Source organism: uncultured Candidatus Kuenenia sp., assembly GCF_900696675.1.
In the GTDB taxonomy this organism is placed as follows: Bacteria; Planctomycetota; Brocadiia; order Brocadiales; family Brocadiaceae; genus Kuenenia; species Kuenenia stuttgartiensis_A.
Window position 1 is genome coordinate 1 of record NZ_CAADGZ010000071.1, and the last position, 17079, is coordinate 17079.

The 17079-nt window shown below is 41.0% G+C and carries 16 protein-coding genes; 1 reads left to right on the plus strand and 15 read right to left on the minus strand.

Annotation, left to right across the window (positions count from 1 at the left end; genetic code table 11):
• Positions 1-604: 604 nt before the first annotated feature.
• Positions 605-1042, minus strand: a complete 438-nt coding sequence (locus tag QZT26_RS11130) for a nucleoside deaminase (RefSeq protein WP_295102174.1) — start codon at positions 1040-1042, stop codon at positions 605-607.
• A gap of 52 nt (positions 1043-1094) precedes the next feature.
• Complete coding sequence (locus QZT26_RS11135; protein WP_230405792.1) at positions 1095-1574, minus strand: nucleoside deaminase; 480 nt, start codon at positions 1572-1574, stop codon at positions 1095-1097.
• Between the two features lie 197 nt (positions 1575-1771).
• On the opposite strand from QZT26_RS11135, the gene QZT26_RS11140 reads away from it, so the two are divergent.
• Positions 1772-1996 (plus strand): DUF2905 domain-containing protein, encoded by a 225-nt coding sequence (locus QZT26_RS11140; RefSeq protein WP_164994752.1) that lies wholly within the window; start codon positions 1772-1774, stop codon positions 1994-1996.
• Positions 1997-2006: 10 nt separating this feature from the next.
• Here QZT26_RS11140 and QZT26_RS11145 read toward each other — a convergent pair whose 3' ends face one another.
• From QZT26_RS11145 to QZT26_RS11205, 13 genes are all read right to left on the minus strand, one after another.
• The gene (locus QZT26_RS11145) at positions 2007-2615 is read right to left on the minus strand and encodes a phosphoribosylanthranilate isomerase (RefSeq protein WP_164994753.1); all 609 of its coding nucleotides are present in this window, start codon (positions 2613-2615) and stop codon (positions 2007-2009) included.
• 222 nt (positions 2616-2837) lie between these two features.
• Positions 2838-4415: a bifunctional phosphoribosylaminoimidazolecarboxamide formyltransferase/IMP cyclohydrolase gene (gene purH / locus QZT26_RS11150; protein ID WP_164994754.1), complete on the minus strand. Its 1578-nt coding sequence runs from the start codon at positions 4413-4415 to the stop codon at positions 2838-2840.
• A gap of 22 nt (positions 4416-4437) precedes the next feature.
• The gene (locus QZT26_RS11155) at positions 4438-5373 is read right to left on the minus strand and encodes a VacJ family lipoprotein (protein WP_157820367.1); all 936 of its coding nucleotides are present in this window, start codon (positions 5371-5373) and stop codon (positions 4438-4440) included.
• A 152-nt stretch (positions 5374-5525) separates the two neighbouring features.
• Positions 5526-6128, minus strand: coding sequence for an ABC transporter substrate-binding protein (locus tag QZT26_RS11160; RefSeq protein WP_295102181.1), 603 nt, complete (start codon positions 6126-6128; stop codon positions 5526-5528).
• A gap of 4 nt (positions 6129-6132) precedes the next feature.
• Positions 6133-6579 carry an outer membrane lipid asymmetry maintenance protein MlaD gene (gene mlaD / locus QZT26_RS11165; protein ID WP_099326965.1) on the minus strand — a complete coding sequence of 149 codons (447 nt, stop codon included), beginning with the start codon at positions 6577-6579 and terminating at the stop codon, positions 6133-6135.
• Positions 6580-6790: 211 nt separating this feature from the next.
• A complete protein-coding gene (locus QZT26_RS11170) occupies positions 6791-7537 on the minus strand; it encodes an ABC transporter ATP-binding protein (RefSeq protein ID WP_099324128.1) in 747 nt (248 codons plus the stop codon).
• Between the two features lie 13 nt (positions 7538-7550).
• Positions 7551-8333, minus strand: a complete 783-nt coding sequence (locus tag QZT26_RS11175; RefSeq protein ID WP_099324127.1) for an MlaE family lipid ABC transporter permease subunit — start codon at positions 8331-8333, stop codon at positions 7551-7553.
• Positions 8334-8667: 334 nt separating this feature from the next.
• Complete coding sequence (gene floA, locus QZT26_RS11180) at positions 8668-9684, minus strand: flotillin-like protein FloA (protein WP_099324126.1); 1017 nt, start codon at positions 9682-9684, stop codon at positions 8668-8670.
• A 166-nt stretch (positions 9685-9850) separates the two neighbouring features.
• Positions 9851-10867 carry an Rpn family recombination-promoting nuclease/putative transposase gene (locus QZT26_RS11185; protein WP_295102186.1) on the minus strand — a complete coding sequence of 339 codons (1017 nt, stop codon included), beginning with the start codon at positions 10865-10867 and terminating at the stop codon, positions 9851-9853.
• Positions 10868-10986: 119 nt separating this feature from the next.
• The gene (gene mutS / locus QZT26_RS11190) at positions 10987-13599 is read right to left on the minus strand and encodes a DNA mismatch repair protein MutS (protein WP_295102190.1); all 2613 of its coding nucleotides are present in this window, start codon (positions 13597-13599) and stop codon (positions 10987-10989) included.
• 17 nt (positions 13600-13616) lie between these two features.
• Positions 13617-14063 carry a GIY-YIG nuclease family protein gene (locus QZT26_RS11195; RefSeq protein ID WP_295102193.1) on the minus strand — a complete coding sequence of 149 codons (447 nt, stop codon included), beginning with the start codon at positions 14061-14063 and terminating at the stop codon, positions 13617-13619.
• Positions 14064-14179: 116 nt separating this feature from the next.
• Complete coding sequence (locus QZT26_RS11200) at positions 14180-15178, minus strand: hypothetical protein (RefSeq protein WP_295102195.1); 999 nt, start codon at positions 15176-15178, stop codon at positions 14180-14182.
• A gap of 287 nt (positions 15179-15465) precedes the next feature.
• Positions 15466-16614 carry a DUF6271 family protein gene (locus tag QZT26_RS11205; protein WP_295102198.1) on the minus strand — a complete coding sequence of 383 codons (1149 nt, stop codon included), beginning with the start codon at positions 16612-16614 and terminating at the stop codon, positions 15466-15468.
• Positions 16615-17079: the final 465 nt, after the last annotated feature.

Below are 17079 nucleotides of genomic sequence, written 5' to 3' on the forward strand. Positions count from 1 at the left end.
CTTCATCGAAATGGTGAATCTCCTTTCAGGTGTTTTTTGTTATCAATATACCGCCGAATACCTTGGAAATCCTACCATTTCAATCCTATTCCTGCAACAAGGCTTTGCCTTGTTTGCAGGATTTAGGTTATAATATTTTGATTAATTCATCAGGGGGTGTCAAGGGCAGAAATTTATATATAGTCAGACAAATCAGGTTTTCGAAATTTGCTCGCCAATAATTTGAAAATTTTCAGTCAAAGAGTAAGCAATTCATCTGTATACTCGTTAATATTTTTGAAAAAACTTAAACATTTGTTCTTAAACTTATCATAAGTATCATAATAAAGTAAATAGCACGTGAAATTGTGCAAGCATTAACCAGCCTATCGCCTTAATCTTGCTCCAAATAGATATCATAGATACCTCAGAGGGCATTCCTGATTTTTTGTGACTTCCGCTGGTTTCGGTGAAACATTGCAGAATATTAACCCTGACAGGGTTTGAATCCCTGTCAGGGTTGTTTCGTCCTAACCTCATGAACGGTTACAAAAAATCGGGAATGCACCCATATCTAGCGTGTTAGTGGAAATTTGATTCTCCGGCAGTTTTATATTATTTGTTTCTACTGAAGCTCTCCGATATCTTCATTCCACAGTTCAGGATTGTTTTGTATAAAATCTTTCATTAACTGTTTACACTCTTCAATGTTTAAATCAATGATTTCTACCCCATGCAGTTCCATAAATTCTTTTGCGCCGCTAAAGGTTTCCGATTCTCCTGCAACGATTTTTTTTATGCGGAATTGTACAATTGCTCCGGCACAAAGGTAGCAGGGCATGAGGGTGGAATAAAGTGTTGTACCACTGTATTTCCCTACCCTTCCTGAATTGACAAGGCAATCAATTTCCGCGTGCGCTATAGGGTTGTTTTCCTGCACGCGCTTATTGTGTCCCCTGCCAATAATTTCCCCGTCCTTTACCAAAACGGAGCCGATGGGTATGCCTCCTTCCAGCAATCCCTGCTTTGCTTCTTCTATTGCGGTGCGCATAAAACGATCCATATGCTGTTTTCTCCTGTCCTGAAACTATGCTCAAAAAACCGAATGGTTGCGTTTAATAAATTCTTCTATTCTGTTGTTTAAGCCACAAGGCGAAAAGCGCAATATTTTCTTTCGGGAGAACGTTCCCTTTTATTTCAACAGGGCTTCCGCCGTTTTTTTTCATGGCTTCGTTGGAAATTGAAAGTTCATTAAATCCAATTGCTAACGCATCTTTAATGCTGGCGCCGTACACAATTTTTGCTATCCTTGCCCAGTGGCACGCAGAAAAACACATGGGACAGGGTTCGCAGGTGGAATATATTGTGCAGCCGGATAAGTCTACCGTGTTTAATATTTTGCAGGCTTCTCTGATTGCGATAATTTCAGCGTGGGCGGTAATGTCTGTATTCTTCCATACATGGTTATGGACACAGCTTATTAGCCGATTGTTTTTAATTATGCATGCGCCAAAAGGCGTTTGGCCGTCAAGGATTCCTTCTTTTGCCTTGTTTATGGCAAGGCGCATCCATTTTTCGCAGGTGGTTTCTTTCATAATCGTCAAAAATTCCTCTTCTCGTATACTATTCCGTCGCATTGTACAAAGTATCCGGCAATCGGGCAAGAAATAGTTTGCAAATAATAATTATAATAGTGAGTGTTTTTGCGGGATGCTTCGGGCGGTTGCATTCTCAGGGGTTTATAATATAATCGTTGATAATGTTTTTTTGGATTGGGAAGGGGGTTTTTATTATGGGCGAATTTGGTTCGTTTGGGAAGGTTCTGATGATAACAGGCATTATCCTGATTATTGCCGGCGCCTTGTTTTTGTTTGTAAACAAAATTCCGTTTTTAGGAAGGCTTCCCGGAGATATTGCCGTGCAAAAGAAGAATTTCAGTTTTTATTTTCCTCTCACTACGTGTATTATTATCAGCATTGTTCTTTCTATCATAATGTGGCTGCTGGGCAGGAAATAAAAGGGATGGTTTACTGCCACTTCGCATTTGTTATAAATTCCTTTATGAGATAGGCGTTTTTTGTCCCCGGAGAGGATTCAACCCCGGAAGACACGTCCACTGCATAGGGGGAGACAATGCGAATTGCTTCCTTTACATTATCGGAAGTCAACCCACCCGATAAAATAATAGTTCCGTATTTACATGCCTGTTTAGCAATTTCCCAATTAAACGTTTTTCCGGTGCCTCCCATAACTCCTTTTATATAGCTATCCAGTAAAAAGGCGTGAGGTTTGTAATTAGCCAGTTGTTTTAAGTCATCTTCATCCTTAACCCGGAATGCCTTTATAATCTTGTATCCCTTTAAATCGTTTAAATAGTGGGGGGATTCATTGCCGTGAAGCTGCACGGTGTGTATGCCGCAGAAATCACAAATCCCCTTGATCTTATCGGCTTGCTCATCGGCAAACACTCCTACGGGGGAAACGAAGGGAGGCAATGCTGCAACAATATCCCTTGCTTGTTCCTTTGTCACCTGACGGGGGCTTATTGCAAAGACAAATCCCAGTGCATCTGCACCGTATTCCACTGCAGTCTCCGCGTCTTTGATGTTCGTGATCCCACAGATTTTTATCCTCATGTACTCACCTTATTATACTTAAGCTGGCATAGCCAGAATAAAACAAGCACGAGATAAAAAATACGAAATTCGAAGTACGAGATACGAAACAAATTCGAATGACAAAATGATTTGAAATTCTAAACAAGTGCTTCTTTCGTATTTCGTGCTTCTAATTTCATCATTTTGCTGACTGCCGATGGCAGACTGTCGATTATGGACTGCCGGCTTTTGTATGGGTTTTTAATGTTTGAAATGCCGTTGTCCGGTAAGTACCATGCAGATTCCGTGTTCATCAGATGCGGCAATTGATTCATCATCCCTGTTAGAACCTCCTGGTTGAATGATGGCGGTTATTCCTGCCTTTGCAGCAACATCAACGCAGTCCCTGAAGGGGAAAAAGGCATCGGATGCCATCACGGCGCCTTTCGTTCTTTCGCCGGCCTTTTTTATGGAAATTTCCGTAGAATCAATTCTGCTCATTTGCCCTGCACCGACTCCCACAACCGCTTCGTCTTTTGCCAAAACAATGCAGTTTGATTTAACATGTTTGCAGATAGTAAACGCGAAACGAAGATCAGCCATTTCTTGTTCGGAAGGCTGCTTTTTCGAAACTGTTTTAAGATTTTCAGGTTCATAGAGGGAGATGTCCCTGCTTTGCAAAAGGATGCCTCCGCCAACGCCTTTTATTTCCTGAATCCTTGCGTCTCTCGTCTTTGCCGAAAGGGGGCCTGTCTTTAAAAGCCTTAAACTGCTCCCCCATTTTCTTTTTGTTGTAAGTATTTCAATGGCTTGCGGATCGTAATCGGGAGCTATTATTGCTTCAACAAAATGCCCCGGTCCGGTAATTGCCTCAGCGGTTGCCGCATCTACGTTTTTGTTTAATCCCAGGATACATCCGAATGCGGAAACAGGGTCTCCGTTATATGCCTTTGTAAATGCTGCCGCCAGTGTATTTGCTGAAGCTGCGCCGCAGGGATTGGTATGTTTTATTACGATGGCGGACGGTTTTTCAAATTCTCTTACTAATTCCAATGCTGCGTGAAGGTCTATTATATTATTGTATGAAAGCTCTTTTCCGCACAATTGCTGCGCATTGGAGACGCACGGTTCGTTTATATTTTCTTCTGCATAAAAAGCTGCCGATTGATGCGGGTTTTCACCATAACGCAATGACTGACGTTTAATATAATCAAGGGACAGCGCCGTTGGATACCCGCCTTTTTCTTCCCCAAGACTGTCGAAGTAATTTGCAATGACTCTGTCATAGCGTCCTGTTGTTCTGAATGCTTCAACGGCCAGTTCAAAGCGCATTTTTTCAGAAATATCGTTATGCCCTGCCTGTAGTTCCCCGATAATAAATTCATAACGCTTTGGGTTGACAATGACGATGACATCCCTGTAATTTTTAGAGGCAGAGCGTATCATGGAAGGCCCTCCGATATCAATATTTTCTATGGCTTCTTCCATGGAAACGCCTTCTTTTGCAATTGTTTTTTCAAAAGGATACAGATTTACCACCACCATATCGATGGGTTTTATCCCCAGTTCTTTCATTTGTTTTTTGTGGGAGTCATTATTCCTTAATGCCAGGAGTCCTCCATGCACCTTCGGATGCAGTGTTTTCACACGGCCGTCCATAATCTCCGGGAACCCTGTATATTCTGAGATTTCAATTACGGCAATGCCGTTTTCCTTCAGTAATTTACAGGTACCTCCGGTGGAAATTATTTCTATGCCTAACGATTGTAATTCTTTTGCAAACGTTACGATTCCTGTTTTATCTGATACGCTGATAAGCGCCCGTTCCAATTTTGCCATATTTTTCTTCTCCTTTTCGCTGTTATTCCTTGATCTTTTTGATTCGGTTTTTTGTATAAGCATCCTGGAGTGCAATGTAGGGGTCGATGGCAGGTTTTGTTATTTTTTCATACGCGTCTTCCGCTTCCAGAGAACCGGTGTTTGTGACATCATACGCATTAATTCCGAATCCCTCTATGGGCGCAAGAAAGAAGTAAGTGACCCACGTTATCGGGTTAAGAAGGGTATCTCCCGCAAGTCCTACGGTATCCCGCACATTGGATGGCCCGAAAAATGGCAGTACTATGTATGTGCCTTCTCCCATATTAGCTTTGGCAAGAGTCTGCCCAACGTCTTCGTCATATTCCTTTAAATCAAATCCGGCCTTTGCCACATCAAAAAAACCTGCAAGCCCCAGTGTGCTGTTAATGGTAAAACGCAACAATTCTGTGCCTGCGCCTTTCCCCTTACCCTGGAACAGACAATTGAAAAAGCGCCCCGGCATTTGTAAATTAGTGTAAAAATTTCTCACACTCTTTCTTGCAGGTTCAGGTACGACAAAGCTGTATCCTTTATATACGGGTTTAAAAAGATAATAATAGAATTTGTCATTCAAGACAAACATAGCGCGGTTAAATGGTTCGATTGAATCTTTTATCTGAAGGTATTCTTCGTCTTCCCCGAAGTCGTCTTCATATTCAATCTCTTCTTCTGCGTCAGTTGCTTCTGTTGTTTCCTCGGGCACTTCGGTTTCAGCAACATCCAAAGCTTCCAATGTGATTTCTTTTGGTGCGTCATTATTTTCTACGGATGAAATTTCCTCAGAAGTGTTGTTTGCCTCTTTTGCAAAAACAACTTCCATTTCAACTCCAACTGCTTCCCCATGTTTGTGCATATCTGTATTCTCTTTAACAGAGTCACCTTCGGTCTTTGATTCATCGTTAGGTGCAATTTTCGCAGCATATTCTTCAGATGCCATTGTGGTTTTCATCCTCAAAGAAATAGCGAAAAACGGGAGAGTGAGTATAAAAATAAACGACAATAAAACGGGGAATTTCACTTGTATGCTCCTGAAGTTAAGGTTGATGGAAAATAATTGTTTAGTCTGCCTGTTAGTGCCACAAGGGGGGTCTACTCTTCGGTGATTTTTTTCTTCAGCCGTTTTATTAATTCTGCATAGGGTGATTTCACAAGGATGCTGCTAAACTGGCTGCGGTAATTATTTACCAGGCTCACCCCTTCAATAATCACATCATATATCTTCCATTTACCGTCGTTACTCATCATACGAAAATCCACAGCGGCTTCTTTGCCGGTATTTAGAATGAAATTTGTTTGTATTGTGGCGTATTTCCCTCTTTCCTTTTCCCCGACCAGAACAATTTTCTTTGCCGAATAAGTGCCTGTTTCTCCCAGGTAGGTATTTTTGAGAATACTAGTAAACAATCCTATGAATTCTTCTTTTTCTTCGGGGCTGATTTTTTGCCAGTATTGCCCGAGTGCCCTTTGCGACATTTCAGTAAAATTAAAAATATTGGTAAGCTCTGCCCATAACTTTTCTTTACGTTCCTCTTTTTTATCTTCTCCTTTAAGGGTTTCATCTTCTAATATTGCCATCCCACTTTCGATATATTTCATGACCAGTGCGCCTGTTTCGCCTGCCAATAAAGAAGAAACGGGCGCCAGAAGTAATGCGAAAACAAGCAGATTTAATGCAATTCTTTGATTTTTCATGTAATTAATCTCCAACTTTTCCAAAAACAAAATTTCCAATAAGCTTTTCTAAATCAAGGGGCGGCTCTGTTTCTATCAAGGTGCCGCCATGTTCTATTATGTGGTCTGAACCGCCCGGTGTAATTTCAACGTATTTTTCGCCTAAAAGTCCTTTCGTGCGGATAGAGGCAATGGCATCTTCCTGTAGTTTTATGTCTTTTCTGATTTTCATAGATACCACTACTTCGTAATTTTCGAGCACTATGTTATCGACCTTGCCTACTTCAACACCGGCTATTTCCACGGCAGTATTTTTTTTGAGTCCTTTTACCGTGCTAAAAATGGCATTCACCTGATAATAATTATCGCTTAAAAAATTGATCTTGCCAAGCTTTACCGAGATATAACCCATGCAAAGTATACCACAGAAGATAAATATACCTACGGCAATTTCGACATCAAATTTTTTCATAAATTTCACCTTTGTTAACAAGAGGCATAAATAAATTATTTGTGACAGTTCAGCAGTCCATCGCAAAGGACGCAAGGAAAAAACGATAGAAAATTTCAAAAAAGGGATATCTTCTGCAATAAAATCATAAAGTTTTTCAGAATTCGCAACCTTTAGCTTCTAAAAATAATAACTTTTGCGCACTTTGTGCCTCTGTGACGAACCATTACAATTATTTTATAGAAATAGGGCCTTCCAGTTCCCCGTGAATAAACTGGTGTACGATAGGGTTTTTTGAATCTTGTATTTCCTGCGGAGTGCCTTCCGCAATGATTTTTCCGTTATATAACATTGCAACACGGTCAACGAAAGAAAATACTTCGGGAATTTCATGTGTCACCATAATTGCCGTGAAGTGTAAATTCTTTTGTAATGACCGTATCAAATTGTGAATTGCTTTTGCGATCAAAGGATCGAGTCCTGTCGTAGGTTCATCAAATAAAATTATTTCCGGTTGCATTACCAGGCACCGCGCAAGGGCAACACGTTTTTTCATCCCGCCGCTGATTTCTGCCGGGTATTTATTTTCAGCACCGGAAAGTCCCACATTGGCAAGTTCCCTGAATACCGTTTCCCTTATCTCCAATGCCTTCATCCTCGTCTTTTCTCTGAGGGGAAATGCTACGTTTTCAAAGACGGTAAGAGAGTCGAAAAGTGCTCCGCCCTGAAAAACGACGCCAAATCGCTCTTTCAGACGTTTTAATGCCTTTCTCCTCAATTTGCTAATATCCTGATTATCCACCAATACTTTGCCTTTATCAGGTTTTGCAAGCCCGATTATGTGCTTTAACAGCACCGACTTTCCCGTCCCGCTACCACCAATCAATGCCAACATTTGATCGTCTTCTATCTTTAAATTGACTCCACGTAGTATTTTGTGTTCATTAAAGCTTTTGTGTAAATCGACGATCTCTATCATTTTTTGTTTAAAGCTATGCAACCAGTAAAGATGTCATAAAATAATCCCATATAAGTATCACAACGGAGGAAATTACCACGGACTGCGTTGTGGCTTTGCTTACCCCCTCTGCCCCATATCCTGTATAAAATCCTTTATAGCAGGATATCCATGTTATTAAAACGCCAAAACTCAGCGATTTATAAAATCCTTCAAAAACGTCCCTTGCCGCGACAAAATCGTTGATGCCGCCAAAGTAGGTGCCGCTCGATACGCCCATAAGCCCTACGCCGACCGCATAGCCACCAAAAACTCCAAGGACTACAAAGATCGCATTCAGGAGTGGGAGTGATATTACTCCGGCTATAATATTGGGTATGATAAGATATTTGTATGGGTTTAAAGCCATAGCGTCAAGCGCATCTACTTGTTCTGATATCCTCATAATTCCAATTTCCGCTGTTATTGCAGAGCCTGCTCGTCCGGTAACCATTAATGCGCAAATAACCGGCCCTAACTCTTTGATCAATGACATGGCTACCGCAGGCCCAAGCCTTGCTTCTGCCCCAAACTTTATTAATACGTAATACATCTGTAAGGCTAGCACCATTCCGGTAAATGTGCCGGTTAAGACGATGACAAGGACCGTCTTTACCCCGATGAAATTGATTTGTTTGATAATCCGCCTGAACAGATAAGGGGGGAATAACATATAAAACAAGGCGTTCGCAAAAAAACACCCCATTTTTCCCAATTCTCTGATGAATTTATGGAGGGAGTTTCCTATAATTTTAAAGGGGAAAAAGATTTGATTCATCTGTGATTGAAAATATCATTTATGGTGTAAGCAATTAATTAATGTTAACATTGTCCTTGTGAGACTTTAAGATCGAAAAATGAAAGAATTTCAAATAAGTAATATTTACATAAGAGGAGTAATTTAGCATAAACTTTTTTCATTATCAAGGACAAACACGTATGCCGCATGACGTTTCTTGGATGCGTGTTACTTTAACAGTAATTTCTTTACATTTTTGGCAAAATATTTAATTGTCCCTTCTGCAGTAGGCAATCTGCAATCTACAATCGGCAGATTGCAGATTGCAGGCTGAGGACTGTTTTCGTGCTTGTTTGGTTCTGGCTTTGCCAGCTTAGGGTGTGCCTTGTTTTGAAAGCGCTGATTTCATTTCAGTATCGGCTTCAATATTTTTTATATGACAATAATCCATTATGCCCATATTCCCTTCGCGAAATGCCTGCACAATTGCTTTTGGCACTTCGGCCTCTGCCGTGAGTATTTTTACCCTGCTCTCTTCCGCAAGCGCTTTTGCTTCCTGCTGGCGTGCAATGGCGGCCTTTTCCCTTTTTTCCGCTTCCACAAGCGCTACTTTTCTATCTACTTCCGTTTGCGCAGATTGCAATTTTGCCCCTATGTTTTCACCAACAGTGATATCGATAATGTTAATTGAAAGTATGGTAAAGGCTGTATCGGCGTCCAGCTTCTTTTCCATTACATATAGTGAAATGAGATCCGGTCTTTCAAGGACTTTTCGATAACAGTCCGATGACCCGATAGCGGTAATGATGCTTTCCCCCACCCTTGCAGTGATGGTTTCTTCCGCAGCGCTCCCCACCAGTTTTTCAATATTGGTACGCAGGGTAATGCGTACCTTTACTTTTATTTGAATACCATCTTTTGTTATTGCGTCGAGCGTTGAAGAACCCTTTGCCGGATCCGGACAGGCAAATTCCCTTGGATAAATACCGGCCTTGACTATGTCGAAAATATTTCTTCCTGCAAGGTCTATAGCACAGGCATTATCGAAGCTAAGCTCTATATTTGCTTTGCTTGCTGCAATAATGGCGTGTACTGCCTGATCAACATTTCCTCCAGCAAGGTAATGTGCTTCCAGGGACGAAGGTGCGATATCTATCCCCGCTTTTTTTGCCATAATACAATATTTTACCATCGATTTAACATCGATGCGTTTCATGGCCATGCCAATTATTTTCGAAAAGGAGATAGCGGCTCCGGAAGAAATGGCATTTATATAAAGCCTGCCGTACGTTAAAAAAATGAATAAAATGGCGAAAATAAACAAAAAGAGCAATAAATAGAGCGACAATGAAATTGCTACTGGAAGAAGAAGGAGTGGCGAATATTGCATAGTTTTCCCTTGTATGAAATTTTTTAAACAAATAATTCGGGCAACACGTTAGTTTTTTGAAAAACGTATTACCGATAAGCTACGTAGGAACAGTCTGTTACACTTTCCAGAAACTTTAACCCTTCATCCTCTTCAAAATACTGCCTCCCTATTTCAAAAAACCCCTTTAGAGCAGTTTTTCAATTTCTTCCATATTCTTCGCTATTTTCACCGCTTCCTTTATTGCCTCCAGCTTCTCTATCACTACTATTTTCCTGATACGTTCCAGAAGCTTTAAACCTTTAACGCCATACTTTAGCTCCAAACCAATCTCTATCGCTTCTTTTAGGCCTTCTATCCTGCCTTTCCTCTCGCCCTCTATTGCACCTTCCGCTCTACCTTCCGCTCTACCTTCCACTCTACCAGCTATTTTGCCTTTTTCTATTAATTTAGCTGCTATTGTCATACTTAATTTACCTCCTTCTTCCGATATCTCCTTTAGGGTATCTATTACCCGTTTTTCCGCTATATCCGACGCATAGTACAAATACCTGATTGCACTTTCCAGAAACTTTAACCCTTCATCCTCTTCAAAATATTGTATCCCTATTTCGAAGAAACCCTTTAGCTTATCTTCCAAATACTTCTCATCAAATATGTTCCTCATTAATAACATGGTTATTTGAAGGGATACCCTTCTGAAGACCCTGTCTTTTATTTCCTCATTACTATAGCAACTTATATCCGTCAGCAGATATTCAAACTCCGGTATAAACCTGTAGAATACCTCGTCTATCCCTTCAAAATATTCTCTGAACCTCCTGACTTTCCACGCCTCTTTACCATGATACAATATCACCGGAATTACCGGTATGAGCCTTTGTGCCTGCTTGCTGTTTGCTTCCCATATCTTTAAAAGGTATTTCATCAACTGCAGATATGGACATGCCAAGGCATAACTCTTATGCTCAAATAAAAGGGTTATCCTGATCTCTTTTTCTTTACAGAAACAGGTATATACAATGTCTGAAAAATGTTCTCTGAGTTCCTCGTCGATATATGAGCTATTATCCTGTGTTAAAGTGGATAAATCCAGCTTTTTTAAAATTTCCGGCGGAAATGTCCCGCTAAGAAAATCGATTGCATTTTCTCGTATGGAAAACGTCTCTTTGAAGAATTTGTCGTGGGGATTGAGAATTTCCATAGATGATCTTTCTATAACCCGCCGGGGATTTCTTTCGAAGAGCCAAAACGGTTGCTTTTTATTGCATATATTTGTACTAAAAAAAGGAGAAAAAGCAAGAGATGTCTTTTATTTTCTGTTTACTCATCTTCATAAAGCCTTTTCTTTAATTCGGCAAGTTTATTGAGGGCGTCAGCCGGCGCTATTTCATCGAGAGAAAGTTTTTTTATTTCATCGATTACCAAATCTTCCTTTGAGGCAAAGAGTTTTCGTTGACGGGGCTTTTTTACATGGTCTGTTTTTAAAGGGGCAAACTTCGGTTTGCCGTTTATGTCTAATGTCGCCGCTTCCAGGTTGTTCAGAATAGAGCGCGCACGCTGAATAATCTGCTTCGGTATTCCTGCAAGCCGCGCAACATGTATTCCGTAGCTTTTATCTGTTCCGCCAGCAACAATTTTTCGCAGGAAGATTATTTCTTCTCCCCATTCCTTCACCGCGACATTGAAATTCTTAATGCCGGAGAAGAGCAGCGATAATTCCGTTAATTCGTGATAATGTGTGGCAAATAACGTTCGCGCCCCGATATTTTGGTAAATATATTCTGTAATTGCCCATGCAATGCTGATACCGTCAAAAGTGCTTGTTCCTCTTCCTACTTCATCCAGGATAATCAGACTACGTTCTGTGGCATTATTCAGGATGTTTGCGGTTTCATTCATTTCCACCATGAAGGTGCTTTGCCCTTTTGATAGCTCGTCGGATGCGCCGACGCGCGCAAAAATACGGTCTACAGTGCCGATAGTCGCATTTTTTGCCGGGATAAAACTGCCCATTTGCGCCATAATTACGAGAAGCGCCGTTTGGCGGATATAGGTGCTTTTTCCAGCCATGTTGGGACCAGTTATGACCATCGTCTTATCCTGGACGCCGTCTAAATTTATATCGTTAGGCACAAACCTTTCTCTATCAAGTTCCATAGTAAGCACAGGATGGCAGCCGTCGTTTATATTGAGTTCCAAACTGTCTGTAATTTCAGGCATGGCATATCTGTTTTCTACTGCAATCTTAGCCAATGTTGACAGGACGTCAATTTGGGCAATTGCCTCTGAAATGCCCTGGAGCTGTTTCGTAAAAGTGCCCGCCTTGTCCCGTAATTGAATAAAAAGATCATATTCCAGGTCTTTTGCGCGTTCTTCCGCGGTGAGCACTTTTGTTTCATACTCTTTTAACTCCGGCGTGATATACCGCTCGGCATTCTTTAAGGTTTGTTTTCTGATATAGGCAGGGGGGATATTTTCCCGGTGAGTGTTGGTAATTTCAATATAATACCCAAAAACCTTGTTGTATCCTACCTTAAGGGAATTAATATTTGTCCTGGCAATTTCTTCCGCCTGAAAATGTGCAATCCATTGTTTTCCATTTTTGGATATGTAGCGTAGTTCATCAAGCGCTGCATCATACCCTTCTTTAATAATACCGCCTTCTTTGAGAGAATGCGGCGAATCAAGTGATATTGCCATGTCTATCAGCGTTCTTAATTCATCAAGGGGGTCGATTTCCTTTTCTCTGTCTGAAATAATAGCGGTGATAAAAAAATCCAGTTTTTCCTTGAGTTCCGGCAATTTTGAGAGAGATTGCTGCAGCGATATGAGGTCGCGTGCGTTTGCACGTCCGCAGCTTACCTTTGCCGCAATCCTTTCAATATCATAAATATCGTGTAAGATGGCGATGATTTCTCTTCGCAACTCCGGTTTTTCGGTGAATTCTCTTACCCCAAGCTGGCGATATTTGATCTCATCGTGATTTTTCAGCGGGCTTATGACCCAATCCTTAAGCAATCTTGCGCCCATAGGTGTTTTTGTCTGATCAAGCGCTCCAAGAAGCGATCCCTCGCGGTTTTTGTTTCGGATAGTTTGTGTTAGTTCCAGGCTTTGTTGCGTCGCCCTGTCCATAATCACCCGGTTGTTTGTTTCGTACTTTTGTATTTTGGCGATGTGTTTGAGCGACGTCTTTTGTGTCTCTTTCAGGTAATGCAATATTGCGCCTGCGGCGCCCAGGGCAACTCCTGCGTCCTGGCATCCGAATCCTTCCAGGGAATGTGTGCCGAAGTGTTCCAATAATGCCTGATAGCCGGTGCTTTCCGAGAATTCCCAGGCGGGCAGCGGTGTAATCATGGCATTGCATTCGGTTCTTATCCTTTGTGTGAAGGTGGCGTTGCTTTCCGTAATATCGTCGGGCAGCACTATTTCGGAGGGGTTTAACCGGGCTAATTCGTCAAAAAGGCGTTCTTCCCGAATATCTTCAATTTCAAATTTTCCGGTTGACAGGTCTATCCATGACAAGCCAAAAATTTCCTTATCCTTCCACAGTGCCAATAAATAATTATTGTTTTTACCATCAAGGAGCGCATCTTCTGTAACCGTGCCCGGGGTAATGATTCTGGTAACCCCGCGGTCAACAATTCCTTTCGCCTCGCCGGGGTCTTGCAGTTGTTCGCAGATTGCCACTTTATGGCCTGCTTTGATTAGTTTTCGGGTATAGGATTCTGAGGCGTGATGAGGAATGCCTGCCATAGGAACCGCATTTTCTCCCTTGGAACGGGAAGTAAGGGTAATCCCTAATATCTTTGAGGCAATTTTGGCGTCTTCAAAAAATAATTCATAAAAATCGCCCATACGGAAGAAAAGCAGCGCATCTTTGTGATCTTTTTTGATCTCATTATATTGGCGTATCATAGGGGTTTCAGTGATCATTTGCTATGCCTCTCATCTTATCCATTTGCATTATAGTGCCTGCGCTCCGGCAAGGCAAATTCGCCTTTGAAAGAGGATAATGCGCCAGAGGGATTATCCTGAAAAAAATAAAGGTGTGTGATGCATGAACAGTCTGATGAACCAAAACCTTTTATGGGAAAAATTGCCTTTGGTAAAGAGGCAATCTTATGCCCCAGTACACATTCAAGACTTTTATCCTTCGCGTAAGAATACACTGTTATGATTTGTCCGTAATCCAGCAGGTAGTCAATGTGCCAGCGGTTGTTTTTTGTTTGACGCAAATGCCGTTCAATTCTTAGGCGCAGGCTGTTTTGTGCGCTCCCAACGTAGACGTAAAAACCCGCCGGAAAATGAAACGTGCCTAATTTGCCTATGGGTATTTCCTGTTCCTGAGAAAGTTTAATTATAAGGCAATAAATTCCTTTTTTTACAGAAAAACCCATTTCTTCCCGCAGGTTAAATTAGAGGTTCAGGTTGCAAACTCACAACAAGTTCCCCGAATAGTATAAATGAATATGTTATAAATGGGAAGTCAGTATTTTTATACAGGTTCCGGTTATTAAAAATAGCCCATAATGAGATTTTTGAGGACGCCGTATTGTAATTTTCGGGTTAATGCCTCCAGCACCTCTTCCGCATTCTCATTGGAAACCTGGCATGTTCCGGCGTTTGCGTGGCCACCTCCGCCATGTAACGACATTATTTTCCCGATATGTGCCTTATACGACCTGTCGATAATGGAGTTCCCCGCCACAAAGATGGTTTTGTTGCTAGCGGTATCAGGCAGGATATGGAGCGACACGTTGCATTCCGGATATAACGCATATACAATAAACCTGTTGCCGGGATAAATTACGGCTTCATGCCGAAAGTCAATTACCACTAAATTGTGGTACACAGAAGCACATCGTAAAACCTGTTCTTTGCACTGATCGACAACGGAAAAATAGATATCAATCCTTTCCTCTATTTCAGACAAACCGAGTATTTCCAATATGGTGTGATTTTTGCGGTAGTCAACTAATGTAAGCAATAACTGGTAATGCGAAGACCGGAATTTTCCGAATTTTTCAAGGCCGGTTCTCTGGTCGATTATGTAATTCAAAAGATTCCAGCCTGCAGGATAAAGAATTTCATACGTAGTGAAGTTGGCGGTGTATCCTTTATCTACCGCGGATAACAACTCATCACTGATGTCAGAAAAACTTTTCCCTCCTCCGAAATAATTATATACCACCCTTGTAGTTGATGGGGCATTGGTGTCGATAATGAAGTTATTCTTTTTGCCAACGCTGTTTTCTATGCTGCCGGGATAATTGTCAAATACCAAATAGGCTTTCTCTCTATAGGGTAATCCTGCCGTGATATCATTGCTTGTGATCCGAATATTTCCATTTTCGATTTCTTTTGGATGGGTGAAGAGGATGTCTTCTATTATCCCCAGCGACTTAAAAAGAATCGCACATCCCAAACCGTCAAAATCGCCCTTTGTAACTAACCGGTATTGTTTTATGTCCATGTTTAGTACCTTATCAGTAATTTCTTTGCACACTTCCATTCGTCAGTGCGTGCTTTTTGGCAAAATATTTACTGGCGAAATCCGGTAACTGTGAAATCCGAAGCACGAAACACGAAATCCGAAACAAATTCTAATGACAAAATGATTTGAAATTCTAAACAAGTGCATCTTTTGTATCTCGCATTTCGCGCTTCATATTGTTGCCTGCCTGTGCGTGATCGCACGCAGACAGGGAAGTTTTGGGTTTGTTTTGAATTTTATGCTTTGTTATTCGGATTTGTTTCGTATTTCGTACTTCGAATTTCGTATTTCCCCAGTTGGTTTGACTATACTTTCAGTTTTTCCATAGGTAAAAGTTCTGCACTGCTGCTGCACATATCGATAATGTGTTTCCATGTCTTTTTGAGTCTTTGATAATCGTTAATGCTTCCGGAAATTTCATGAATAAGGGAGGTTATATATTCTTCATCCTGTATTTTTTTGCCAATAGATTTGCAGTATTTATTTTCAAGGGTAAGCAGGGTGTTTCCGTAATGTAAAATATGTTGTTTTGTGTTTTCAAAATTCATTCCATGGTAGAGCGATTCAAATGAAATTGTTCGCGCCCATGATTCTAAATAGGCAAGAATGGAGTGTTTGTTGCTTTTATATTTAAAATGTTCGTGAATAACGGATTTCCGGCTTTTCACTACCTGGCGGCCTTTTTCAATAACCCTTTGGGCGACAAAGGTATCATCGATGCCTGGCGCTTGTTTTATGATTGGGCAAACGATATCCTCGTAAATATTATCAATAACAAAATTTCCTCCGCGTATATTTTTTACGATTTCAAGATGGTGTTCAACGTTTTCGTCCATCGCATTTTCTGTTGCTGTATCCTTATGCTTCAGATAGCGTAAAGAGCTTTCGCCGTGGTGACCCAATGCCGCCAAAAATCTTAATTGGTCTTCCCGGTTTTCTATAAAGGTAAAATTTATGCCTCGTACCCCCGTGTACGGCCCGCTCACGATTGATATTTTTCGTGAACCTTTTTCCCCGCCAAGTATTTCAAAGTGGGCCTTAAATATGGCGCCATCAGGGCGGGTATCGTCGTCAAAGAAAAATATTGATTCCGCACCCAAATACTTTGCGAGGAGAAAGCATTTATTTCTTGACGCCCCGTACCCCGAGGCAGTTTTTAGTATCTCAATGGATTTACGGTCGATACCCCTTTTTGCCAGTTCACAAAAAAACATCTTTTGTTCCTCTTTTCCGAAATGATACAGCGCAATCTTTCCTTTGAGACGATTCTTTACTTCTTCAAGGTATATGCGGTTCTTTTCATAGATAGGGCTTTCGGAATTATCGACAATGCACATTGGCATGACAAAGCCTTCAAGCATCATTTGTTGCAGGTAACATTCAACGGATTTTGATGGTGCAATATTGTGTATGGTAGGTATAATGGCTACGCACGTATCTTTTATAGAACCCATTTTGTTTCAGATAGATAAGAATGAAATGATTGCATGAAGTTATTGCTGTCTGAAAGTCTCATCTGTTAACATATTTAATCATGTTTAACAATAGTATTTTTATAACGCATTAGTTTTCCGGCATAATTTTTCAATAAGTTTGTTAAGGAGGCAAAAAATGACCGCCAAAGAAACGGAAAAAAGTATTCAGGAGATATGGAATTTATTTAAGGACATTTTTTTGGTAACAATTTAGTTTTATGAAACCGTAGGGGTGATGCATTTGCATGTTTGGGCATGAACGCATATATGCCAGTTATTGCAAATGCTTCGCCTCTACACCGTGCGGCAAAACAATGTTATTATATTACCTAAATCCTGCAAACGATTTTCGCAATGCGAAAATCAGTATTTTCCACTACCAAGATTGGCAAAAAGCGATAACAGATATCCGTTTTTTAGCAATTGTGGTAGCGCTATTGTACT